Below are 21,980 nucleotides of genomic sequence, written 5' to 3' on the forward strand. Positions count from 1 at the left end.
CTTTTATTACTGATTTACAACTGTTTTTGTTTAGCCGCGCATGCGCTGCAGGTACTGCATAAACTGCTGCTGCAGCTCCTCGGCACGGTCCTGGAGGCCAATTGCCTGTGCCTCGTTTACCAGCTGCTGCAGGATCACCATATTGGTCTGGATCTCGGTATCGAACAGCGATCCTTTCACAAAGTAATAATCCAGTGCCTGCTGCGAACTTTTAGCCATCTCGTCGAGCACCTGGCGGGCTTTCTCCTTCTCGCCTACCTGGTTTAAGATGGAGATAAACTGCGGTGTATAGTAGTCGTATGGCAGGGAATTGCCCGGCATTACTTTAAAGCAGTAGTCGGTCACCTCCTTGGCTTTGGCCAGGTTGCCATCTTTCAGGTATGCTTTGGCGAGCTCGGCAAACTTGTCGCGGGCATTGGCCGAGAAGCGCAGGTAATTCTCATCGTAGAAAATGTTAGGGTCATCAAAGTTGCGGAAGCTGAACTTCTTCATCAGGTTGTTATACATCACCTCTTTGTTCACATAGCCCTGCTGCTCCTCGCTGGCGGTCTTCACGGGCACTACCCGGAACGCCAGTCCGTCGAGTTGGAAATACTGCGACAAGCCAATAAAGTCTGCGCTGTTCACGGTGGTAGAGAAGTAAATCGGGCGCTTCCAGTCGTTGGTGCTCAGCAAATCCAGCATGATCAGGTGCTTCTTTTCCAGTAGCGACTTGTTGATGGTCCACTGCATACGGTCGGTTATCTCGGCCTGTTTTTCGGCCGGAATAAAGCCCATCTCCTGCACCTTTTGCTTGTCCACATTCAAAAAGAAGTTGTGCGTAGGCATGGTCAGCAGCGTGGTACCCGCGCCATACTGCACCTGAAGGGCCGGGTGGTTTTCCTTCACCAGCTTGATAAACTGCTTCAGGTCGATGCCGGCAGCTACCTGCGGACGCTCCACGTATGGCAGGTAATCGTTGGTACCCTGGCGGTAATTCTCGTTCTCCAGCGACAGCGGCCACGGCGCCGATTTGTAGGACTGGCGCTTCATCTGGTCGATGTACCAGTCCGTGTTGAGGTAGCTCAGCACGGCCACGCGCACATCGGTCCGGTAACCTTCCACCTCCTGGGCATACCACAGCGGGAACGTATCGTTATCGCCATTGGTAAACAGGATGGCATTTGGCGCACACGAATCGAGCAGGTTTTTGGCAGAATCCACGGATTGGTAACGGCCCGAGCGGTCATGATCGTCCCATCCTTCGGCCACCATTATCAACGGCACGCTCAGGCAGAGCACGGTAGTCAGGCCTGCTTTGGCCATGTTGTTCTTAAGCACTTTTTCCAGCAGATCAGCCACGCCCAGCACACCCAGACCAATCCAGATGCTGAAGGCGTAGAAAGAGCCGGCAAAGGTATAATCACGCTCCCGCGGCTCGGTAGGCGGCTGGTTCAGGTACAAGGCAATGGCGATGCCGGTAAAGAAGAACAGCAGGCCGATCACAAACGCATCGCGCTCTTTTTTGCGCACCTGGTAGATCAGCCCAAGTATACCAACTATGAGCGGCAACAGGTAAAAACAATTGCGGGCTTTGCTCTCCAGCACGCGGTCCGGAATATTGGGGCCGTCTTTTCCGAACCACAGCACACCGGCATTCTGCACATCGCTTTCACGGCCTGCAAAATTCCATAAAAAGTAGCGCCAGTACATGTGGCCCAACTGATAACGGAATAAAAAGCTCAGGTTCTGACCAAACGTCGGCATTTCGCCTTCGCGCAGGTCCACCCATTTCTTATACTCGGCTATATGTTGCGGCTGGTCGCTGTAAATGCGGGGCAGCAGCGTTTTGTCTTTGCTATCATAAACCGGCTCGATCTTGTGGCCCGTTACGATATACTTGTCCTTGCCTTTTAAATAACGCGGGGCACCTTCCTCCTGGTCCACCGGCTGGGCATTATACTGCGGACCGTAAATTAGCGGCCGGTCACCGTACTGCTCGCGCTTGAGGTAAGCCACCACGCTCAGGATATCATCCGGGTCGTTCTCGTCGATGGTCGGTTCGTAGCTTGAGCGGATCGGGATCATCATATACGACGAGTAGCCGATCAGCACAAATACCAGGCTCAGCAAAGCAGTGTTCAGGATGCGGTTGTTTTTTGTGATCGAGTAACGGATACCCACGATGATGGCCACCACCACGATGAGCACGAACACGATCACGCCGGAGCCGAAAGGCAGGCCGAGGCTGTTCACAAAGAACACTTCCACATCGCCGGCCATCGAAGGCAGCCCCGGGATAATGCCCCACATGATCACGGCAATCACCACCGCGCTGATCAGGAAAGCGATCACGCCTCCCCAGAAAGTGGGTTTATACAAGCGGAAGTAGTAGAGAAAGGCAAGTGCCGGGATGGCAACCAGGTTGAGCAGGTGCACGCCAATGGAAAGGCCTACCAGGTAGGCAATCAGGATAAGCCATTTATCGGCGGTAGATTCTCCTGCCTTTGCTTCCCACTTGAGCATAGCCCAGAACACAATGGCCGTAAAGAACGACGACATGGCGTATACTTCGGCTTCGGTGGCAGAGAACCAGGCAGAGTCGGAGAAAGTATAGGCCAGCGCTCCCACCACGCCACTCGCCATGATGAGCAGGATGTTGGCAGCCGTTGGCGCCTGGCCTTCTTTCAGCATAATGCGCTTGGCTAAGATCGTAATAGTCCAGAACAGGAACAGGGACGTAAAGGCGCTGCACAGGCCCGAGAGCAGGTTCACCCACCAGGCTACCTGGGTCACATCGCTGGCAAACAGCGAGAACATGCGGCCGACCAGCAAAAAGAGCGGCGCTCCCGGCGGGTGCGGCACCAGCAGCTTATACGAGCTGGCGATAAACTCGCCACAGTCCCAGAAGCTGGCCGTTGGCTCCAGTGTGAGCACATACACCACAGCTGCGATCAGGAACACGACCCAGCCTACAATATTATTTATCTTGCGATAATCTGTCATAGCGATTATTGATTCAGCCCCGAAAATAATAAATAATGTTAAGCCTGAGTTTAAATTTAGAAGTTAAAAATAAAAAAGCCGGCTTTGAGCCGGCTTTCTGATGCTTTGCCTGTGGCCAGGCGTTATTTCTGAAGTATGAGTCGCTTGGTTTCTACGGTTTTGTCGTTCACCAGCAGGCTGTAAAAATACACCCCCGATGGCAGGCTGCTCATATCCAGCTGCACCACCGTGTTGGCGCTGGCCGGGGCCACTTCCGCGCTGGTTACTACCCGGCCAATGGTATTGGATATCCGGATCTTATAGCTGGCGTTGGCTGTCTGGTTCAGCGAGAACAATGTGATGCCGCGCGAAGGGTTAGGATACGCGTTAATGGAAGGCAACTCCTTTACCAGGTTGCGGCTAGGCGCCAGGGCCGCCAGACTCACGGCAGCATACATGCTTTTCTCTGCCTTCAGCTCCACAGTATGAAATACCTGCCCAACCGCCGAAGCATAGATCTTGGAACACGAGTGCTCTTCTACGCTGGTAAGCAGGTGGGGACGGGCATTTTGCGCCGACAAAATCAGTTCTGAGTGTTGCTCGGGGTATAGCTTCCAAACCGTGGTGCCCCCCTTATAAACCGGGGAAACACCTGCTACCGCTTCTCTTGAAATCTCTTTAGAATGCGCCTCGCCCACAACTCCCAACAGGTAAGCTCCCATAAAAGTGGCAGCTAAAAATATCTTTCTAGTAAAAATTCTCATATAGAAGGCCTCTGCTTTCGTTTAACTTCTCTTTTCTCTATAACAATCAAAGATAGTTTAAAATACTTAAAACAATAAATATAATTTTTGAAATATTTGCAATTGAGCCGGATAATGCTACAAAATATTTGCAGACAGGCTACGGCTACTTACAACATGTTCCTTATCAATAATTGCGCCAGCCCTAATGTAAGCCGCCGCTATTTTTGCAGAACGGGCAACAGGCACCCGAGTAAGTATAAACCTGGCTTCACTCAAATGCCCGTTTTTACCAGCTCTGTTTTGACGAAAAAGGAAGGGTGCGACAATCTGGCACGTTAGCCGCCGGGACTCAGATCACGAATGCGATCTCCTTGAAAGAAAAATAACGCAACTGGCCGGCTATTTCCATTGCTAACCGGCCATCTTCGTCCACGCCCACAATTTGGCCCTGCACCCGCGCGTTGTCCACAAGAAAGTCGTGCGTCTCCTGGTAACGGTACAGCGCCTGCAGGTACTCATACTTGAGCCGAGCCGTATGGCCATTGCGGAGCGCCAGGTAGCGTTTCTCCAATAACTCCATCAGCCGGTCCACCAGCTTGTCCACAGGCAACTCGCGCCCCAGGCATAAGGCCAGCGAGGTAGCCTTAGGGTGGCTAAAGGCCATTTGGTTCACATTTAAACCAATCCCGACGATACTATGTTGTAAAGACTGGCTGTTGATGGTGTTCTCTATCAGAATTCCGCCAAGTTTCTTATCTTCAAAGTATAAATCGTTTGGCCACTTTACCCGGGCCTGCGCCAGCCCCTGCTCCTGCAGCAGGTCCAGCACAGCCAGCGACACGGCCATGTTGAGAAAGAACTGGTGGCGGACAGCTACAAAGGAGGGCGAGAGCACAACCGAGAGCGTGATATTTTTGCCCGGCGCGGCTTCCCAGGTGTTGCCTCGCTGCCCGCGCCCCTGGGTTTGTTGCGCTGTGAGCACCAGGCATCCTTCTGTGGCTTCATTTTTGATAAGAAGCTGTTGCGCCTCTGAGTTAGTGGATGCACAAACCGGCAGAAAATATAGCTGCTGGCCCATAAACAGCGTATCAGGCATACATATTTTTAAGTAGAATTTAGTACTTTTGTAGTTCAAATTTAAGTAGCTCAAATGAAAGAAACCAAGGTTGAGGCTAATTCAGACATATTGGCAGAACTGGTTGTAAAAGGCATGCAGGAGAAGAAAGCCTCCGATATCGTCGTTATTAACCTTAAATCACTCAAAAACGCTGTATCCGATTACTTCGTCATAGCATCCGCCACCTCCGATACCCAACTCGATGCCATCGCATCTTCCATAGAAGAAGAAATTTTCAAGGCTGTTCGGCAGAACCCCTGGCAAAGCGAAGGCCGCACCAATAACGAATGGGTGTTGCTGGATTATGTGGATGTGGTCGCACACATTTTTTTAAAGGACAAACGGGAGTTTTATGCCCTGGAAGAGCTTTGGGGCGATGCCAGCATTAAGCACGTAGCGTCTGTTTAAACAATTTCGGACCTACGTAAACTTTTCGTATTGGCCGGTGTTTTCATACATCAGAAATTAAACATTCATGGCAGAGAATAACAAAGGGAATACTAATAAAAAGAAGAAACCGATCATCCCGAATACGCCCCCACGCCCCACCATGCAACTGTGGATGCTGGCGGTGCTGATCCTGATCATCTTCGGCTTAACCTGGCTTAACAAAAGCAACTCCTCGGTAGAGACCACCCAGAAGGACTTTGAGGAAATGCTGCTCAGCGGCGATGTCCGGAAACTGACGATCGTTAACGACAAGACGGTGGAAGTATACCTCAAGGACGAGGCGCTTCAGAACGAAAAGTATAAAACTGAGCTTCAGGACCGCAGCAGCATTGCCGTGGACCAGGGCCCGCAATATCATTTCCAGATCATCACACCAGAGATCTTTAAAGAAGACCTCGACAAGCTGCAGGCCCAAACGCCGCGCGACCAGCAGGTGCCGCTCACCGTTACCACGCGTACCGGCTTTGCGGATTTCTTCCTGCAGTGGGGCTTCCTGATCTTGCTGTTGTTCGGCTTCTGGTTCCTGATGCGCCGTGTAACCGCGGGAGGCGCAGGCGGCCAGATCTTCAACATCGGCAAGTCCAAAGCGGCCCTGTTTGATGCCGAGAATAAGGTAAAGATCACGTTTAAGGACGTGGCTGGCCTGGAAGAGGCAAAAGAAGAAGTACAGGAGATCGTGGAGTTCCTCAAGAACCCTTCCAAGTTCACCATACTTGGTGGCAAAATACCGAAAGGTGCCCTGCTGGTAGGCCCTCCAGGAACAGGTAAAACCTTGCTGGCCAAAGCCGTTGCAGGCGAAGCCGAGGTACCGTTCTTCTCGCTCTCTGGCTCCGACTTTGTCGAGATGTTTGTGGGCGTGGGCGCTGCCCGTGTGCGCGACCTCTTTAAGCAGGCCAAAGCCAAGGCGCCGTGTATTATCTTTATTGATGAGATCGATGCCATTGGCCGCCACCGTAGCCGCGGCCAGGCACCAGGCGGAAACGATGAACGTGAAAATACGCTGAACTCGTTGCTGGTAGAAATGGATGGTTTCGCCACCGATTCCGGCGTAATTATACTTGCTGCTACCAACCGGCCCGACACCCTGGACTCCGCTTTGCTGCGCCCAGGTCGTTTCGACCGCCAGATCAGCATCGACAAGCCGGATATTAACGGCCGTACCGAGATCTTTAACGTGCACCTGAAGCCGCTGACGCTTGCCGCCGATGTGGATGCCCGCAAACTGGCTGCCCAGACACCGGGCTTTGCCGGTGCCGAAATTGCTAACGTTTGTAATGAGGCTGCCCTGATTGCCGCCCGCCGTAACAAAAAAGCAGTGGACCAGCAGGACTTCAACGATGCCATTGACCGTGTGATCGGTGGACTGGAGAAGAAAAACAAGATCATCTCGCCGGAAGAGAAAAAGATTGTGGCTTACCACGAGGCGGGCCACGCTATTGCCGGCTGGTTCCTGGAGCATGCCGACCCGTTGGTGAAAGTAAGCATTGTGCCGCGCGGTGTAGCTGCGCTGGGATATGCCCAGTATTTACCTAAAGAGCAGTTCCTGTACACGACCGAGCAATTGATCGACGAAATGTGCATGGCCCTGGGCGGACGCGCAGCAGAAGAGCTTGTGTTTGGTAAGATCTCGACTGGCGCGCTGAGCGACCTGGAGCGTATCACCAAAATGGCCTACAGCATTGTGACCATGTATGGCATGAACAGCAAGATCGGCAACGTATCGTTCTACGATTCGAAGCAGAACGCGGAATATTCGTTTAACAAACCATACTCCGAAGCCACTGCCCAGACTATTGACGAAGAGGTGCGCAAGATCATTGATGCCGCCTACCAGCGTACCAAGCAGTTGCTGATCTCGAAAGAAAGAGAGTTAGAAATTGTATCGCAGGAGTTGCTGCAGAAAGAGATCCTGTTCCAGAGCGACCTAGAGCGTTTGGTTGGCCCACGCCCGTTTGCGGCGCTGACTACGTACCAGGCGCATACGGCTGGTACTGATCGTAGCGAAACCCTGAGCGAAGTGGAGCAGCTCCATCCGCAGATAGAAAATCCGGAAGAGCGCGGCCAGACTCCGCATCCGGAGCAGCAGGAAGGCGCTGTGCCCGGCACGCCGCTGGAAAACGGCGCTGCGGCCCAGGATAACCCTGTAAATTCGAGAACGGCTTGATGCAAAAGCAGGCATGTACGAAGCAAAGACCAAAGAAATAGTATTAAGAAGAGTAAGAGAGGCGCTGGCTAAGTCGGCGCCTTTTCTGCCTCCTACCCCGGATTTCACCTCGCCGCTGCACGCCCCCGTGTCAGAGGATATGTCGGTGGAGTTTGCGCAGAACTTTATCAACAACAGTGGCGTGTTCATCTACTGCGAGAACGAGGAAGACTTTTTCGACCAGTTGTATGTCTACAAAAAAGAGCAGCAGCTTCAGAACCTGTTTGTGTGGGAGCCTAACATCCAGCGCATCCTGGTCCATGCCGGTATTGATTTTGTAAGCGACGAGGAAAACTTTATTGCCCAGGCAGATGCCGGCCTGACCACGTGTGAAGCGCTGATTACCCGTACCGGCAGCATTCTGATCAGCTCTGCCAACGCCGCCGGCCGCCGGCTCAGCATCTATCCTGAAAATCATTTGGTGATTGCCAAGGCAAGCCAGCTGGTGCCCGATATTAAAGATGGCCTGAAGCATATCCGCAACCGGCACAAAGAAAACTTCCCTTCGATGGTAACGCTGGTAAGCGGCCCAAGCCGCACCGCCGATATCGAGAAAACATTAGTAATGGGTGCCCATGGCCCCCGGCAGCTCGTCCTTTTCCTGATCGATGACCTCCCCCATTAATCCACTGCCACCGGGCAAGAAAGTATACTTTGCCTCCGATTTCCATTTAGGCGTGCCAGACGCCACCACCAGCCGGGCGCGCGAGCAGAAAATTGTCCGCTGGCTGGAGCAGGTACGTCCCGATGCCGCCGCCATTTACCTGGTAGGCGATATTTTTGATTTCTGGTTCGAGTATAAACATGCCATCCCCAAAGGCTTTGTGCGGCTGCAGGGAAAACTGGCCGAAATTACCGATGCCGGTATTCCGGTCTTCTTTTTCACGGGGAACCACGACATGTGGATGTTCGATTACTTTCCCCGGGAGCTCAACATTCCGATCGTGCGCCAGCCGGTTTCCACCATGTATGGCGGCAAAACGTTTTACATCGGCCATGGCGATGGCCTGGGTCCTGGCGACCACACGTACAAGCTTCTCAAAAAGGTGTTTAACAACAAAGCCTGCCAGTGGCTGTTCGCCCGCATCCACCCGAACCTGGGCATTGGCGTGGCTAATGTATGGTCGCGGAAGAGCCGCATCAGCAATATCAAGAAAGACGAAGCTTTTTTAGGCGAAGACGAGTGGCTGATACAGTATTGCAACGAAGTGGAAGCGGACCGCCACCACGATTATTATATTTTCGGGCACCGCCACCTGCCGCTCGACCTGCCCATCGGCAGCGACAGCCGCTACATTAATTTAGGCGAATGGGTGAACTACTGCACGTATGCCGTATTTGATGGGGAAACACTAAAACTCGAAACCTTTGAAGGTTAGCTTCTACCTGCTGATCCTTTGGGGACTGCTGCTGCCGGCTGCACATAGCCAGGGCCTGTCGTTCAGTTTCAGCCACAGCCTGCCGAGCAGCTCGCCTACCGCCATTTCACAGGACCGCAATGGCCATGTATACCTGCTGGATGCCCGCAATAACCTGCTGCGCCTCGACTCGCTGGGCCGCCCGCTGGACACCTTTTCGCCTCCAACCCGCGGCCGCATCAGCAGCATTGATGCCTGGAACCCCCTCAAGCTGCTGCTCTTTTACCAGGACCGCCAGCAACTGCTGCTCCTCGACCGCTTTCTGCGGCCCATCAGCAGCATCACCTTAGCCGACCTGAATTACCCGGGAACCGCTAAAGCGGCCGCACTGGCAGCCGACGATGCTTTCTGGCTGTTCGACGAAACCACCCTTACGCTGAGCAAGCTGGACATGCGTCTGGGCAAAACCACGATTGAAACACCCCTGAACCTGATTCTGGACAAAGAGCGCTTTGATGTGCGCCAGCTACGCGAGTACCAGAACATGGTATACCTGCTCGACTACAATGGTGGGATCTTTGTGTTTGATAACCTGGGCAATTACAAAAAGAAGCTGCCTTACAAAGGAGTCTCTTATATCGGGTTCCGCAATAACGAGCTATACTTTGTACAGAATGGGGCACTGCACTTTCTGGATCTTTATACTTCGGAAGAACGCACGCTAGCCCTGCCGGCGCAAAAGCCTTACCTGGCAGCCCTGCTCAGCGGAAAGCAGGTATTCCTGTTCACCTCCAAGGCGGCAGATATTTACACGGTTGACTAAGCAGCTTTAAAAGTACCAGTTCGGCTCGGGAAACGTTCCGGTCCGCTTCGCGATCAGGCTTTAGAGAGGAATTTAAGGCCCAGCACGCCTGCAATAATCAGCAAAAGGCAAAGGATGCGGAGCAGGTCGCGGGGCTCGTTCAGAAATACCATCCCCAAAATAGCGGTACCGGCTGCGCCGATGCCCGTCCAGGTTGCATACGCTGTGCCCAGCGGGAGCTGTTTCATAGCCTGGGCGAGCAGCACAAAGCTCAGGATCATGACCACCACGGTTACAATACTTACAAGAGGTTTGGTAAAGCCCTCGCTATACTTCAGGCCAAACGCCCAGCCTATTTCGCATATGCCGGCCAGCAACAGGTATACCCACGCCATATTCATCTTTCAGATTCATTTAATTTGATGCAAAGATACAGAATCTGTGCTGCCCCTCTACAGGATATTCCTGCCTACCCCTAGCGCGCTGCCTGCTACACCGGCAAGGCATGCTGCTGTTTCTTTGGCGATGTTAATGCAGGGTTAAACAATAGGCAATAGCATTTCATACTGCTTTAAAACACGGGAGAAATGGCGCCGTTCCAGAAAGGCGATCATACTTGTTGCCCTGGTCTCGATGTTGATGAACAGGATAGCCGGTGCTTCCGTCTGCTGCATGGCCTGTCGCAGCAGGGCCGAGCCGATGCCCCTGCCCCGCCAGCTCTCCCCAACTGCCAGCTGCGCCACGGCCCCGTTCTTTTCAAAAAAAGCAATATAGCCCACCACTTCTTGCTGGCTGTTGCGGGCCTCTAGTGTACGACACGCGGCGCCGCTCCTTTTGATCGCTTCAAAGTCATTTTGCCAGCTTGGCGCTACATCCCAGAACCTCCGGTAGGTAGCTTCTGCTGTCTTTTCAGCCGGCACCAGCACAATATCGTCCGGCTCATCTGCCTGCAGCAGCAAAGTATGCTTGGGGGCCCGGAAACAATCCAGAGCGCGCGTAATCCGGAAACCCGTACGCTCATAGCTCTTCAGCGCCGGGGCGTTTTCCTGCAGTACCTCCAGCAGGCATTGCTCCAGACCGCTTTCACGCAGCTTGGGTAGCAGGAACTGATATAACTGGCAGGTAAGGCCGCGCCCCCGGAATGCCGGCAGCACCCCGGTGCCCGCGTTGTAAGCTGTGGGCCTGCCCTGCCACGCACCCACGCCGGTCAGTATAAACCCCACCATCTCATTGCCCACAAAGGCAGCCACGCAGAAAGATGCCCGAATGCCCTCGCGCTGCACCTTTGCCTTAAACTGCTCCTCGCTGAGCTGGATGGGCACCAGGTAATCGGCAAAGGCCTGCAGAAATGTCTGCCGCAGCCCGGGCAGCTGCTTTTCTGAAAGGAAGGAAAAGGTAAGATCTTCCATGGTGATGAACGAAGCTGATAGGTGACCGAAAAAGATAAAAACAAAGTATAGTATACGCATTCTCTTGGTACTTTCCTGCATAAAAACAGCTTGCCCCATACGTGCGCGCCAGGTAACCAGCTATGCCTAACGCCGTTAGATAGAATTACTATCCGGCCACGCACTTTAAAGCAGCCGGCCACCTAACCTAAACCTATAAGCTATGAAAGCAGCCGTATTCCACAAGATAAAAGATATCCGGGTAGATAACGTTGAAGACCCCAGGATACAGGACCCACGCGACGCCATTATCAAAGTTACCTCCACGGCCATTTGCGGCTCCGACCTGCACATCTACAACGGCATGATCCCGCAACCTGAAAACATGGTCATCGGCCACGAATTTATGGGCATTGTAGCCGAAGTTGGCCCTGCTGTAAAGAAACTGAAAGTTGGCGATCGGGTAGTGGTGCCTTTTCCGATTTCGTGTGGCACGTGTTTTTTCTGCCAGCACGGCCACTTTCCGCATTGCGAGAATTCGAACCCCGATCATTACGGGCCGGAAGGAGGCCTGGTAACGGGCAAGGGAGGCGCCCTGTATGGCTACACCGATCTGTATGGCGGCTATGCCGGTGGCCAGGCCGAATACGTGCGCGTGCCTTTTGCCGATGTGGGGCCCTATAAAGTGGCCGACCACCTGACAGACGAGCAGGTGCTGTTCTTGACAGATATTTTCCCAACCGGGTATTCGGCCGTGCACTGGGCCGAAATTAAAGGCGGCGAAACGGTAGCGGTATTTGGCTGCGGGCCGGTAGGCCTGATGGCGCAGAAGGTAGCCTGGTTGCGCGGCGCCAAGCGCGTGATCGGCATCGACAAGGAGGAGTATCGCCTGGAAATGGCCCGCCGGTCGGCAGGCTCCGAAACGATAAACTTTAAAAATGTGGATGTTGTGGAAACGATCCGCGAAATGACCGAAGGACGCGGTGCCGATGTCTGCATCGATGCCGTGGGTATGGAAGCGGACCGCTCGCTGCTGGACCGCGCCGCCAGCGTGGTGCGCATGGAAAAAGGCACGATGAATGCCCTGCAGATGTGCTTTGATGCCGTGCGCCGGACCGGCATTGTTTCGGTGGTGGGGGTGTATGGCTCGCCCTATAATAATTTCCCGCTCTACCAGCTTTTCGACAAAGGCATCACCCTCAAAATGGGCCAGGCGCCGGTGCAGAAATTTATAGATGAGCTGTACCAGTGGGTGGACAGTGGCAAGATCAAGCTGGATGACATTATCACCCATACCTTGCCACTGGACCAGGCCACGCATGCCTACGAGATCTTCTGCAACAAACAGGACGATTGCGTAAAAGTAGTGCTTAAGCCCTGATTTATACTTTAACGTGTCCGTTTAGCTATCCGGAAGCAGGGTGCCCGTCGTGGTATCCTGCTTTTTTATACCTGCCATTTTGCTATACACGAGTGCTGCTGCGCCCAGCGCAAGCCCGGCAAACACTGTAAGCCATACTTTGTAGAGAACCGCGATATCCGCCAGCAAGTAGGCGGCCAGCAGCGTGCCCACCGTTAGCAGCAGCCACGCTGCCGGGAAGTAGCGCACCAGCCGGGCCTGCCGGTACTCTTTGAGCAGGTAACCCGCATAGCCCATATACATCAGGGCCGCAAACGTGGTAAAAGCCGCCGCCTGTATGCCATACACGGGCACCAGCAACAGGTTGAGCACCACATTACCCAGGCCTGCGATGGCAGACACCTTCCAGAGTACCTTTGTCTGTTCGCGGTATACCAGCAGGTTCATGGCCGCCAGGTACATGGGCCGGTAGTTATACCCCATCAGGATGATGATGGCTAGCGGGTAGGCCTGCTGCAGCTCCCGGTTCCGGATTAGCAGCACGAAGATCTCGCGCAGCCACAAACAGAGCACAAAAGTGCCCAGCAGAAAAAGCACTTGCAGGGCAAAGGTCATTTGCCGGGCCTGCTGTGCGCCCTCTTTGTCGCCAGCCCGGCCATAAAACTGCATGTAAAAGGGCGCTGCTGCCTGCACGATGGCCTCGGAAGCGGCCGAGAAGTATAAACCAAAGCTGGAGGCAATATTATAAAAACCGATCCGCGGCACCGGCACACCCAACACATCCATCACCAGCCGGTCGGAGCTGTCGAGCATAAAAAAAGAAAAGTGATGCGGCACCAACGGAAGCGACACCCGCAGCGACTGCTTTATTCGCGACCACCTGAACCGCAGGATGGGCCACATCTGCTCTTTCCAGTAAAAAGCATAACTGTTAAGTATAAATCCCAGCATAGCCCCTGCAAAGTTCGACCAGAACCACCCCATGTACCCCATCCGCAGGTAAGCGATGGTATAAATATTGAGCGCCACCGTTACCACGCCTACTACAAACGAACGCACCGCCACCGGCAGCGGACGCTGCTGCATCTGGTAAAACAGTGAGGTATGAAACTGGGTGGTGGAGAAAAAAGCAGGCGGCACAGCGCTCAACAGCACAATGGCCCAGCGGTGACTGGCCGCCATATCGGGCACGGCCACATAGAGCACGCCGGCCAGCAGCAGCCCGAACACCACCGACCACAACATCAGAAAACCGTGCAGCTGCCGCCAGATAAATTTATAGCGCGTGGGGTAGCGGGCATAGCTTCGGACCAGCACCACCGACAGCCCCAGCGAGTGCAGCATCCCTAGGGCTCCTACATACGCCGTTACCACACCGGCTACCCCATAATCAACAGAAGTAACGTAACGGGTGATGATGGGCAGCGTAAAAATGCCGGCAATCCGGGGCACTTGGGCCGCCAGGCCGTAAATAGCCGCATGAGAGAGGAGTTTCCGAAGCATTGCTTAAAATTATACTTTAATTCCAAGCCTGCGGCAAAGGCCGGTATCATTTTATCGCTGGCCACCACAAGCCTTTTCAAAGCGGAAGTGCACCAAAAGCGTCCTTTGGCTGTTGCCATACGTGTACATTTAGAGGCTGAAAAAGAAAAAGCTTAAAATTTTATTATATTTGTTAATTAACGGATAAAGAAAACAAGAATAGCCTAGCTATATAAGGAGATATAAAAGTGGGATGTAATTCATGTTCTAGTGGCGGATGCGGCACCAAGAAAACCAGTGCCGATGGCACCGAGGTTGTTGGAGGCTGCAAAAGCAACGGCGGGTGCAGCACGGGAGGCTGTAACCGTTTAAATGTGTTCGACTGGCTCAGCGACATGGACCTGCCAACGTCGTTTGAGGAGTTTGACATAGTAGAGATACGATTTAAGGGAGGGCGTAAAGACTTCTTCCGCAACATAAACAGACTGGAGCTCACCACCGGCGATGCCGTGGTGGTTGACGTGCCCAATGGCCACCACATCGGCTTCGTGTCGCTGAAGGGCGAGCTGGTACGCCTGCAGATGCTCAAGAAAAAGGTAGATAACAACGAAGAGATCCGCACCATCTACCGCATTGCCACCGAGCGCGACATGGAGAAGTTTAACGAAGTGCGCGATCTGGAAGGCGGCACCATGTACCGTGGCCGCGAGATCATCCAGCAGCTAGGCCTGAAGATGAAGCTCTCGGATGTGGAGTACCAGGCCGACCGTTCAAAAGCCACCTTCTATTATTCGGCCGATGACCGCGTGGATTTCCGGGACCTGATCAAAAAACTGGCCGAAGAGTTTAAGGTACGCATCGAGATGCGCCAAATCAGCCTGCGCCATGAGGCCGGGCGCCTGGGAGGCATCGGCTCCTGTGGGCGCGAACTGTGCTGCTCTACCTGGCTCACCGACTTTAAGAGTGTGTCCACCACCGCGGCGCGTTACCAGAACCTTTCGCTCAACCCCAGCAAGCTGTCGGGCCAGTGCGGCCGCCTAAAGTGCTGCCTCAACTATGAGCTGGAAACCTACATGGCGGCGCTCAAGGATATCCCGACAGTAAACCGCCCGCTGCAAACGCGCCAGGGCGATGCCATCCTGCAGAAAACAGACATCTTTAAGAAAATGATGTGGTTCGGCTACAAAGGCGACAACAACTGGTACCCGGTACCGGTAGCCCGCGTGCAGGAAATTCTGGAGGAAAATGCCGCCGGCAAAGTGGTAGAGATGCTGCTGGCCGAAGCACCGGAAGAGCCGAAACAAAATGAGTTTGTGGCCCAGGTGGAAGGCAATCTGGAGCGCCTGGACGATAAGTTTAAGAGCAAAAAGAAAAAGAAGAAGAAAAAGCGACCTACTGACAGTTCCGCGCCACAGCAGCCGCAAGCGGCCGATGACCGGGCAGTGGTTGCTGCGCCCAGACCTGCTAACCGGCCGGAGCCTCAGGGCGACCAGGCCCAGCGGCCAGGCAGGCAGAAGCCCTTTAAGAGCCGCAACAAAGGCAACCGGGAAGGTGGCGAACTGAAGGAACGACGGGAAAACAGACCACCGCGTGAGCGGAAAGAAGGCGCTCCCAAACCTGCTGACAACTCCCAGCCTACAGCTCCTTCTGCTACACCGCAGGATGGGCAACAGCAGCGAAGCCGCAGCAGAAAGCCGTTTAAGGGTAGAAGACCAGATCAGAATAAACCGCCACGGACCGATGCATAAAAAGCTAGTTGTGTTTGCAGCCGCATTCCTGCTGCTGCTTATGGGCTGTGATCCGAAGCGGGTGTTTGAACAGAACGTAGATTTTGCAAAAGGCAAATGGGCCATAGACAATGCCCCGGTGTTTACCTTCGAGATTGAGGATACGACCCAGGCCTACAACATCTACTTTAATGTGCGCTACTCGCTGCAGTATGAATTTTATAACCTGTACGTGCGCCACCAGCTGCTTGGCCCTGATGGCAAGCAGTTGTCGGCAGACCTGCACGAACTGCTGCTGATGGACGCCAAAACAGGCAAGCCCCTGGGCAAGGGCTCGTCTGATGTATACGACCTGCAGACGCTTGTGCTGAAGAATGTGACGTTCGATAAAGTGGGCACCTACAAGCTCCGGCTTACCCAGTACATGCGCCGCGATCCTTTGCCCTATGTGCAGTCAGTTGGCGTGCGCGTAGCCAAAGCAGATGGCAGTAAAAGCTGATGCAGATCAGCTGCCTGTAAGATAAAAGCCGCCTGCAACTACTGTTGCAGGCGGCTTTTTTGCTGAAGCGGCCCGGGTCTTTCCCATCCTGTACAACTACGTACGGAAAGTAGCTGGTAACAAAACTGTAGTTACCTGAGTATTGCATACACACACTTTAAAGCGCCCGGAGCAAATGAAGATTGCCCTTATAATTTTCGGTTTTATACTTACCCTTTTCTCCTTTCTGTCGCTGATCAAGTCTCCCAAATGGTGGATACGCGTGCTGGATTTTCCCCGCTTTCATGTAGCGGTGCTGCTTACAATAACCCTTATCGCCTTTATCGCCCTGTATGGCCTGTACGGCACAGCCGAGATGGCGATACTGGCCATCTGGGTGCTGGCGGTGCTCAACGAGGTGCGGTTTGTATTTCATTTCACGCCCTTGGTAAAAGTCGAGGCCCTGCGCACTGAGCAGCAAAAGCCTAACAATGCTTTCACGCTGATGATGGCCAATGTGCGCATGATCAATAAAAAACATCAGAAATTCCTCCAACTGGTGCTGCACGAAGACCCGGATATGCTGGTGATGAATGAGCCCGATGAAGTATGGTACCAAAGTGTGCGGCATGAGCTGGAGAAGCGCTATCCTTACGCCATAAAAGAGCCGATCAACAATACCTATGGCATGTTGTTCTGGAGTAAGTTTAAGCTGGAAGAACCGGAAGTAAGATTTCTGGTGGAAGATGATATCCCATCCTTTTACGCCACTGTGGTATTGCCAGGCGGCGATAAGTTTGGCCTTTACACCGTGCATCCCCGGCCGCCCCGTTTCCTGCAGGACACCGAGACCCGCGAAGCCGAGTTACTGCTGGTTGCCAAAGAAGTAAAACAGAACCCCTTGCCCTGCGTTGTCGCCGGCGACCTAAACGATGTGGCCTGGTCGCGGACCACGGAGTTATTCAAAGAAATCAGCACGATGCTTGACCCGCGTGTGGGCCGTGGCTTTTATAATACTTACAATGCCTTTATCCCCCTGTTCCGCTACCCGCTGGACCATGTTTTCTATAACCCTGCCTTCCGGTTAGTAAGCTTGCGTCGCCTGCCCAAGTTTGGCTCCGATCATTTTCCGGTGGCTATTACCCTTAATTTTGAGCCGCAAAAAGAGCACGAACAGGAGCACCCGGTAGCCGACCTGGCAGACCGCCAGGAAGCACGTGAGCTGATTCAGGACGGGTTGGAAAAAGGGCAGGAACGGGACGCGGAAAGAAAGAACGGCACAGGCAGCTAAAAGAAAAAACCCGCCCAGGGTTGCCTGAGCGGGTCAAAATAGATGAATGTTGCCTTAGCGGCAGTATATTCCGGTTAACTTAGATACGCTCTACGTTAATTGCATTCAATCCTTTTTTACCGTCCTTCACTTCGAAAGAAACACGGTCATTTTCACGAATTTCGTGAATCAGACCAGTCTGGTGCACGAAGATGTCTTGGTTAGTGTCATCAGCGACAATGAAACCAAATCCTTTTGAAACGTTGAAGAACTTTACTTTACCTGTTTTCATTATAAACAATTTTTTAAAATAATGAAGCAAAGTTAATAATTCCTCCGGAAATACTAACTACATTCTCATAAATTTATAACAGCATATCTTATAGGCATTTACGCTGCTGTCTCCACTCAAAAACAGGCACTGTCCGTATCGCGCTTCTCCCTTTTCCCGGCCATGCCCACGCCCCATGTTACAACAGTTGCACCAGCCTGCTACCCGGCTGCAACTTAGGCCCCTGCAATAACCATGTTACCTGTGGTTCGTATAGCTAAAACGTTCTGTTACACCAAAAAAGATCATCTGTTACAAGTTCTTAGGGTGTAAGGGCAACTAAATCGAAAGCCACATCTGCCACCCCTGTGGCGAAACGAAATGAGGGGGTATGGTGCAACAAACTTAATGTCAAACTTAATCTAAGGAGATCAGAACTATGAAAGACTCAGAAAACAATCAAAACTCCAACCAAGGCTCCAATCAGTCAGGAAGCTCCTCATCCAGCAACCCGTCTTCATCATCAGATAACACAAGCAACAGCAGCTTTGGCAGCAACAGCAACAGCAACACGTTAAGTACAGGCTCTGGCAGTTCCAGCGGCTCCAGCTCACCTTCCGCTTCAAGCGGTTCTTCCAGCAGCTCGTCTAAGAGCAGCGACAAGGCAGGCAGCAACAGCAAAGCTGGCAGCTCCGACTCAGGATCCAAGTCATCGTCTTCTCCAAAAGCTAAATCTTCCTCTTTAAAAAGTTCCGGCAGCAAAAGCGGCAGTTCTAAGTCAGATACCTCTGGTGCAGGCTCCTCGCAAAGCAGCCAGGGAAGTAGCGGAAGCAGCTCTAACCAGAACTCCGAGTATGGCAGCTATGGCTCTATGAGCAGCGGCTCCCAGCAAAACTACCAGGGCTCCAGCCAGGGCAACCAGGACCATAACCAGCACTATGGCAGCAGCCAGGGGCAGAGTGGCTATGGCAGCCAGGGCGGGTACGGCTATGGCTCGCAGAACAGCAACTATGGCGGCCAGAGTGGCTATGGGTATCAGGGAGATTATGGCTCCCAGGGAGGCTATGGTTCCTCTCAGGGTGGCTATGGTAGCCAAAGCGGCTCTCATAGTGGTTCTTCGCAGGGCAACTATGGCGGCCAGGGATATGGCTCCTCTTCGTCAAACCAAGGCGGATGGGGTGGCTCCTCGCAGGGCGGCTATAGCGGTGGCCAGAGCGGCCAGGGCAACCAAAGCGGTTACTATGGCTCACAGGCACAGGGATCGCAAGGCGGCTATAACTATGGCAACCAGGGCGGAATGGAAGGCAACCGCGTTCGCTACCAGGACCAGGATTTTGGTGCCAGCCGGGGCGGCATGCAGGGTGGCTACCAGGACAGAGAAGGCGACCAACAGGGTGGCATGACTTCTGGCGGCAGCTCCGGTGCTTTTGGCACACAGGGCAACTCCTCGCAAGGCAGCTATGGTAGCTATCAGAGCGGTATGAGCGGCCAGGGAGGACACCAGGGTAACCAGCAGCACTACGGCAGCCAGAACCGTGGTGGCCAGGGAAGCTCCTCTTTCGGGGGCTACGGCGGTTCCTCACAGGGGAACTATGGCCAAGGAGGCTATGGTTCATCTCAGGGCGGTTATGGCGGACATAGTGGCTCACAGGGCGGTTATGGTTCATCACAAGGTGGCTATGGCGGCTCTTCGCAAGGTGGCTACGGCAACCAGGGCGGTTATGGCTCAGGCAGATCAGGCTACGGAGACCAGGACCGCTATGGCTCTATGGGCTACGGCTCATCCAGAGGCATGAGCGAGTATGACCGCGATAACCAGGGCTCAGCAAGAGGCTGGGATTCACAAAGCTCTATGCAGGGCGGCTATGGCAGCCAGGGTGGCTACGGCTCCCGTGGCGGATCCTATAACGATGAATACCGTTCTTCAAGATATGGCTCGCAGGGCAGCGACTATGGCCAGGGTGGCTATGGTAGCTCCGGCCGCAGCCAGGGCGGCTACGGCGACAGCAACCGAAGCAGCGGCATGAGCGGAGGCTATGGTTATGGTTCCGGTTCAGGCTATGGTTCCGGCGCCGGCTTAAGCTCCGGTTCGGGATCAGGCAGCAGCAACTACCGCCAAGGTGGCTATGAGCAGGGCGGCCGTGGTGGCGACCAGAGCCGATATGGTTCTATGGATAGCAGCACGTCTTACTACAGCGACAACCAGGGCTCCAGCTCCCGTGAGAACTATCGCGGCCAGCAGGGTTCAGGCAGCGACTCCGATCGTCATGACAGCCGCCGCAGCGACCGCTACCGTAATATGGACAGAGACTAAACCAACTACTTCCATGTAGCAAAAAAGCCACTCCTTCCGGGAGTGGCTTTTTTATTTTAATTCGTCTGGAAAGAATGTGGGCAAGTATAGCAACTGCTTTGATCTGAGCCAAAATAATGCCTTGGTTATGCCGTTGCTGCTACTCGAAACACTCTTTGTAATCGCGCGCAAATTGCTCAAAAGCATGGGGCATCCGGTCTGTTACCTCTTCTACCGTATCGGTTGTGGCGCTGGAATAACCTGCTTTGTAAATGCTATTCAGTTCCAGCAAGGCATCTACCATCCAGGCTGGCATATGCTCCAGCATGGCTTTTCGCGCCTCCTCCTCGGGCACATCCACAAACGCAACCGGTTTGCCTAATACATTGCTGAAGATCTGCGCCACTTCTTCCCCTGATATAGCTTCCGGGCCTGTCAACTCGTATACTTTGCCTTCGTGGCCGCTGCCTGTCAGCACTTCCACGGCAACGGTGGCGATGTCGCGGACATCAATATACCCTACTTTGCCCGTGCCGGTGGGCTGATAAAATTTGCCCTGGTGTCGGATGGAATCCGCATAGTTGAGAAAGTTTTGCATAAAGCCTGCGGGCCGCAGGAAAGTATAAGCCATGCCACTGGCTTCGATATACTTTTCCATCTCGCGGTGCTGGCGGCCCAGCGTAATACCGGGGCTTGCGTCTGCACCCATTGCCGAGAGCCTGATAATGTGCTGCACGCCTCTTTTCTTTGCTTCGTCTACCAGCGTTTTTAGCATTTGCACCTGGTCCTCAGTAAAAGGTGTGATCAGCAGCACTTTGTCTACATGGGTGAAGGCTGCATGGAGGGAAGCGGGGTCTTCAAAGTTCATTTCCACCACTTCCACTTCCGGCAATCGCCGCAGGTTCTCCCCTTTTATAAGCGAATGCACGCCGGCGCGTACCCGTACCAGGTTGCCATCCAGCATCGAGAGTTGTTTCACGACCTCCCGCCCCACGGTGCCTGTTGCACCCGTTACCAATATTGTAGTATGTTTCATGAAATACATGCTTAAGTATAGTTCCTACTACGGCAACGCCCGGCTTTTAGTGCAACCAGCACCTGTCTAATTATACTTCAGGGTATGGAAAGCAGGGAGAAGAAGAACCACTTAGGATGATGGTAAAAGCTACGGCCGCGGGTGCAGCGTGACCAGGTATAAAGTGCCCTTTTCGTTTGTAAGTAGCAGCGCCTGTGGCGAGAGGTACAAGATGGCTTCGGCTTGCCCGGTGCGGCCCAGCGGCAGACAATAACGTTGGCCCTTAAAGGAAATACCGGCTCCCGGCAGCACCTCGAACAAGTATAAACGCCCATAGCCCAGCAAGGCAAACTGCTGCTGATCAGGAGAGATGGCGGCCGCCGTAAGCGGCGAATTTAATCGGAGCGACTCCTGCGGCGCCAGCGCATACCTGCCTGCTTTGGCCGGCAAGCTGTAACGGGTGGTCTGCCGTTGCCACAATGCCCGGCTTTTGGTGAACAGGTATAGCGAGTCGTGGGCATAGAATGAAGCTTCTGCATCGAAGTTGCGGCACTCCCGCGGCGGCGGAAAGGCTGCCTGGTCCGCATAGCTAAAATGGATCGTATCCGTTACGGTGCCCGTTTCAGGCAGCACGCGGTATACCTGCAGGTTCCGGCGGGTATTGGCATTGTTGCCAAAATCGCCGATGTACAGATTTCCCTTTTTGTCGGACATGAGTTCCTCCCAGTCCTGGTTGACTACCGGCAGCGGCACGGTTTGCAGCAGTTCTCCTTTCAGGTTAACCAGGTATAGCGCATTGGCTGTGCCCCCGTCGCCATGCGTCCAGAACGTGCTGTCGGAAGCAGCGGCAAGGCCGGAGCTTTCCGCAATGCGGCGGTCTAGCCGGCCGATCTTAGTTACCTCTACTTTATACGCCTTGCGCAGGCGCACAAAATCGCTGTGGCGTTTGTCGGGAGCACAGCCGCAGAGCGTTGCCTGCAGGTATACATACAAGGTGAAAAGTTTGATGAGCATGAGCAGGGGTTACTTACAGGAAGCTACGCTTCTTTAAGTATA

At 53.6% G+C, this 21,980-nt stretch carries 20 protein-coding genes; 10 read left to right on the plus strand and 10 right to left on the minus strand.

Annotated elements, in window-relative coordinates; genetic code table 11:
- Positions 1 to 30: 30 nt before the first annotated feature.
- From LWL52_RS18895 to LWL52_RS18905, 3 genes are all read right to left on the minus strand, one after another.
- Positions 31 to 2,985 carry a glycosyltransferase family 117 protein gene (locus tag LWL52_RS18895; protein ID WP_242923261.1) on the minus strand — a complete coding sequence of 985 codons (2,955 nt, stop codon included), beginning with the start codon at positions 2,983 to 2,985 and terminating at the stop codon, positions 31 to 33.
- 122 nt (positions 2,986 to 3,107) lie between these two features.
- Positions 3,108 to 3,686, minus strand: a complete 579-nt coding sequence (locus tag LWL52_RS18900) for a T9SS type A sorting domain-containing protein (RefSeq protein ID WP_242923263.1) — start codon at positions 3,684 to 3,686, stop codon at positions 3,108 to 3,110.
- Positions 3,687 to 4,059: 373 nt separating this feature from the next.
- Positions 4,060 to 4,806 carry a biotin--[acetyl-CoA-carboxylase] ligase gene (locus tag LWL52_RS18905; protein WP_242923265.1) on the minus strand — a complete coding sequence of 249 codons (747 nt, stop codon included), beginning with the start codon at positions 4,804 to 4,806 and terminating at the stop codon, positions 4,060 to 4,062.
- A gap of 54 nt (positions 4,807 to 4,860) precedes the next feature.
- Between LWL52_RS18905 and rsfS the strand changes: the two genes are divergently transcribed.
- The 5 genes from rsfS (at position 4,861) to LWL52_RS18930 (ending at position 9,661) form a co-directional block, all read left to right on the plus strand.
- The gene (gene rsfS, locus LWL52_RS18910) at positions 4,861 to 5,235 is read left to right on the plus strand and encodes a ribosome silencing factor (protein WP_242923273.1); all 375 of its coding nucleotides are present in this window, start codon (positions 4,861 to 4,863) and stop codon (positions 5,233 to 5,235) included.
- Between the two features lie 67 nt (positions 5,236 to 5,302).
- On the plus strand, positions 5,303 to 7,441 hold the full coding sequence (gene ftsH / locus LWL52_RS18915) for an ATP-dependent zinc metalloprotease FtsH (RefSeq protein WP_242923275.1): 2,139 nt from the start codon (positions 5,303 to 5,305) through the stop codon (positions 7,439 to 7,441).
- A 13-nt stretch (positions 7,442 to 7,454) separates the two neighbouring features.
- Positions 7,455 to 8,105: a LutC/YkgG family protein gene (locus LWL52_RS18920; protein WP_242923277.1), complete on the plus strand. Its 651-nt coding sequence runs from the start codon at positions 7,455 to 7,457 to the stop codon at positions 8,103 to 8,105.
- Positions 8,089 to 8,859, plus strand: coding sequence for a UDP-2,3-diacylglucosamine diphosphatase (locus LWL52_RS18925; protein WP_242923279.1), 771 nt, complete (start codon positions 8,089 to 8,091; stop codon positions 8,857 to 8,859). The genes LWL52_RS18920 and LWL52_RS18925 overlap by 17 nt, the downstream gene beginning before the upstream one ends.
- The gene (locus tag LWL52_RS18930) at positions 8,849 to 9,661 is read left to right on the plus strand and encodes a hypothetical protein (RefSeq protein WP_242923281.1); all 813 of its coding nucleotides are present in this window, start codon (positions 8,849 to 8,851) and stop codon (positions 9,659 to 9,661) included. Before LWL52_RS18925 ends, LWL52_RS18930 begins: the two co-directional genes overlap by 11 nt.
- Positions 9,662 to 9,714: 53 nt before the next feature.
- Here the strand turns inward: LWL52_RS18930 and LWL52_RS18935 are convergent, their stop codons facing one another.
- Both LWL52_RS18935 and LWL52_RS18940 read right to left on the minus strand, forming a co-directional pair.
- Positions 9,715 to 10,041 (minus strand): DMT family transporter, encoded by a 327-nt coding sequence (locus LWL52_RS18935; protein WP_302467800.1) that lies wholly within the window; start codon positions 10,039 to 10,041, stop codon positions 9,715 to 9,717.
- Positions 10,042 to 10,179: 138 nt separating this feature from the next.
- Positions 10,180 to 11,049 carry a GNAT family N-acetyltransferase gene (locus LWL52_RS18940; RefSeq protein ID WP_242923283.1) on the minus strand — a complete coding sequence of 290 codons (870 nt, stop codon included), beginning with the start codon at positions 11,047 to 11,049 and terminating at the stop codon, positions 10,180 to 10,182.
- Positions 11,050 to 11,251: 202 nt separating this feature from the next.
- Here LWL52_RS18940 and LWL52_RS18945 point away from each other — a divergent pair, with 202 nt between their 5' ends.
- The gene (locus LWL52_RS18945) at positions 11,252 to 12,409 is read left to right on the plus strand and encodes a zinc-dependent alcohol dehydrogenase (RefSeq protein ID WP_242923285.1); all 1,158 of its coding nucleotides are present in this window, start codon (positions 11,252 to 11,254) and stop codon (positions 12,407 to 12,409) included.
- Positions 12,410 to 12,430: 21 nt separating this feature from the next.
- Here the strand turns inward: LWL52_RS18945 and LWL52_RS18950 are convergent, their stop codons facing one another.
- Positions 12,431 to 13,891 carry a lipopolysaccharide biosynthesis protein gene (locus tag LWL52_RS18950; protein WP_242923287.1) on the minus strand — a complete coding sequence of 487 codons (1,461 nt, stop codon included), beginning with the start codon at positions 13,889 to 13,891 and terminating at the stop codon, positions 12,431 to 12,433.
- A gap of 374 nt (positions 13,892 to 14,265) precedes the next feature.
- Between LWL52_RS18950 and LWL52_RS18955 the strand changes: the two genes are divergently transcribed.
- The 3 genes from LWL52_RS18955 (at position 14,266) to LWL52_RS18965 (ending at position 17,366) form a co-directional block, all read left to right on the plus strand.
- Positions 14,266 to 15,618 carry a PSP1 domain-containing protein gene (locus LWL52_RS18955; RefSeq protein WP_255749858.1) on the plus strand — a complete coding sequence of 451 codons (1,353 nt, stop codon included), beginning with the start codon at positions 14,266 to 14,268 and terminating at the stop codon, positions 15,616 to 15,618.
- Positions 15,611 to 16,096 carry a gliding motility lipoprotein GldH gene (locus LWL52_RS18960; protein ID WP_242923289.1) on the plus strand — a complete coding sequence of 162 codons (486 nt, stop codon included), beginning with the start codon at positions 15,611 to 15,613 and terminating at the stop codon, positions 16,094 to 16,096. The genes LWL52_RS18955 and LWL52_RS18960 overlap by 8 nt, the downstream gene beginning before the upstream one ends.
- A 175-nt stretch (positions 16,097 to 16,271) precedes the next feature.
- Positions 16,272 to 17,366, plus strand: a complete 1,095-nt coding sequence (locus tag LWL52_RS18965; RefSeq protein WP_242923291.1) for an endonuclease/exonuclease/phosphatase family protein — start codon at positions 16,272 to 16,274, stop codon at positions 17,364 to 17,366.
- Between the two features lie 79 nt (positions 17,367 to 17,445).
- Here LWL52_RS18965 and LWL52_RS18970 read toward each other — a convergent pair whose 3' ends face one another.
- A complete protein-coding gene (locus tag LWL52_RS18970; protein ID WP_242923300.1) occupies positions 17,446 to 17,637 on the minus strand; it encodes a cold-shock protein in 192 nt (63 codons plus the stop codon).
- Positions 17,638 to 18,099: 462 nt separating this feature from the next.
- Positions 18,100 to 18,378 (minus strand): hypothetical protein, encoded by a 279-nt coding sequence (locus LWL52_RS18975; RefSeq protein WP_242923302.1) that lies wholly within the window; start codon positions 18,376 to 18,378, stop codon positions 18,100 to 18,102.
- A gap of 109 nt (positions 18,379 to 18,487) precedes the next feature.
- On the opposite strand from LWL52_RS18975, the gene LWL52_RS18980 reads away from it, so the two are divergent.
- Positions 18,488 to 19,930, plus strand: coding sequence for a hypothetical protein (locus tag LWL52_RS18980; RefSeq protein ID WP_242923304.1), 1,443 nt, complete (start codon positions 18,488 to 18,490; stop codon positions 19,928 to 19,930).
- Between the two features lie 139 nt (positions 19,931 to 20,069).
- Here LWL52_RS18980 and LWL52_RS18985 read toward each other — a convergent pair whose 3' ends face one another.
- Together LWL52_RS18985 and LWL52_RS18990 are read right to left on the minus strand one after the other, a co-directional pair.
- On the minus strand, positions 20,070 to 20,945 hold the full coding sequence (locus LWL52_RS18985; RefSeq protein WP_242923306.1) for an SDR family oxidoreductase: 876 nt from the start codon (positions 20,943 to 20,945) through the stop codon (positions 20,070 to 20,072).
- A gap of 129 nt (positions 20,946 to 21,074) precedes the next feature.
- The gene (locus LWL52_RS18990; protein WP_242923308.1) at positions 21,075 to 21,938 is read right to left on the minus strand and encodes an NHL repeat-containing protein; all 864 of its coding nucleotides are present in this window, start codon (positions 21,936 to 21,938) and stop codon (positions 21,075 to 21,077) included.
- Positions 21,939 to 21,980 lie beyond the last annotated feature (42 nt).

It is taken from the genome of Pontibacter liquoris (genome assembly GCF_022758235.1).
Classification (GTDB): Bacteria; Bacteroidota; Bacteroidia; order Cytophagales; family Hymenobacteraceae; genus Pontibacter; species Pontibacter liquoris.

Coding starts and splice junctions, on each gene's coding strand:
- LWL52_RS18895 (WP_242923261.1), bottom strand. CDS start 2,985: ATGACAGATTATCGCAAGATAAATAATATTGTAGGCTGGGTCGTGTTC.
- LWL52_RS18900 (WP_242923263.1), bottom strand. CDS start 3,686: ATGGGAGCTTACCTGTTGGGAGTTGTGGGCGAGGCGCATTCTAAAGAG.
- LWL52_RS18905 (WP_242923265.1), bottom strand. CDS start 4,806: ATGCCTGATACGCTGTTTATGGGCCAGCAGCTATATTTTCTGCCGGTT.
- rsfS (WP_242923273.1), top strand. CDS start 4,861: ATGAAAGAAACCAAGGTTGAGGCTAATTCAGACATATTGGCAGAACTG.
- ftsH (WP_242923275.1), top strand. CDS start 5,303: ATGGCAGAGAATAACAAAGGGAATACTAATAAAAAGAAGAAACCGATC.
- LWL52_RS18920 (WP_242923277.1), top strand. CDS start 7,455: ATGTACGAAGCAAAGACCAAAGAAATAGTATTAAGAAGAGTAAGAGAG.
- LWL52_RS18925 (WP_242923279.1), top strand. CDS start 8,089: ATGACCTCCCCCATTAATCCACTGCCACCGGGCAAGAAAGTATACTTT.
- LWL52_RS18935 (WP_302467800.1), bottom strand. CDS start 10,041: ATGAATATGGCGTGGGTATACCTGTTGCTGGCCGGCATATGCGAAATA.
- LWL52_RS18940 (WP_242923283.1), bottom strand. CDS start 11,049: ATGGAAGATCTTACCTTTTCCTTCCTTTCAGAAAAGCAGCTGCCCGGG.
- LWL52_RS18945 (WP_242923285.1), top strand. CDS start 11,252: ATGAAAGCAGCCGTATTCCACAAGATAAAAGATATCCGGGTAGATAAC.
- LWL52_RS18950 (WP_242923287.1), bottom strand. CDS start 13,891: ATGCTTCGGAAACTCCTCTCTCATGCGGCTATTTACGGCCTGGCGGCC.
- LWL52_RS18955 (WP_255749858.1), top strand. CDS start 14,266: ATGGACCTGCCAACGTCGTTTGAGGAGTTTGACATAGTAGAGATACGA.
- LWL52_RS18960 (WP_242923289.1), top strand. CDS start 15,611: ATGCATAAAAAGCTAGTTGTGTTTGCAGCCGCATTCCTGCTGCTGCTT.
- LWL52_RS18965 (WP_242923291.1), top strand. CDS start 16,272: ATGAAGATTGCCCTTATAATTTTCGGTTTTATACTTACCCTTTTCTCC.
- LWL52_RS18970 (WP_242923300.1), bottom strand. CDS start 17,637: ATGAAAACAGGTAAAGTAAAGTTCTTCAACGTTTCAAAAGGATTTGGT.
- LWL52_RS18980 (WP_242923304.1), top strand. CDS start 18,488: ATGAGCAGCGGCTCCCAGCAAAACTACCAGGGCTCCAGCCAGGGCAAC.
- LWL52_RS18985 (WP_242923306.1), bottom strand. CDS start 20,945: ATGAAACATACTACAATATTGGTAACGGGTGCAACAGGCACCGTGGGG.
- LWL52_RS18990 (WP_242923308.1), bottom strand. CDS start 21,938: ATGCTCATCAAACTTTTCACCTTGTATGTATACCTGCAGGCAACGCTC.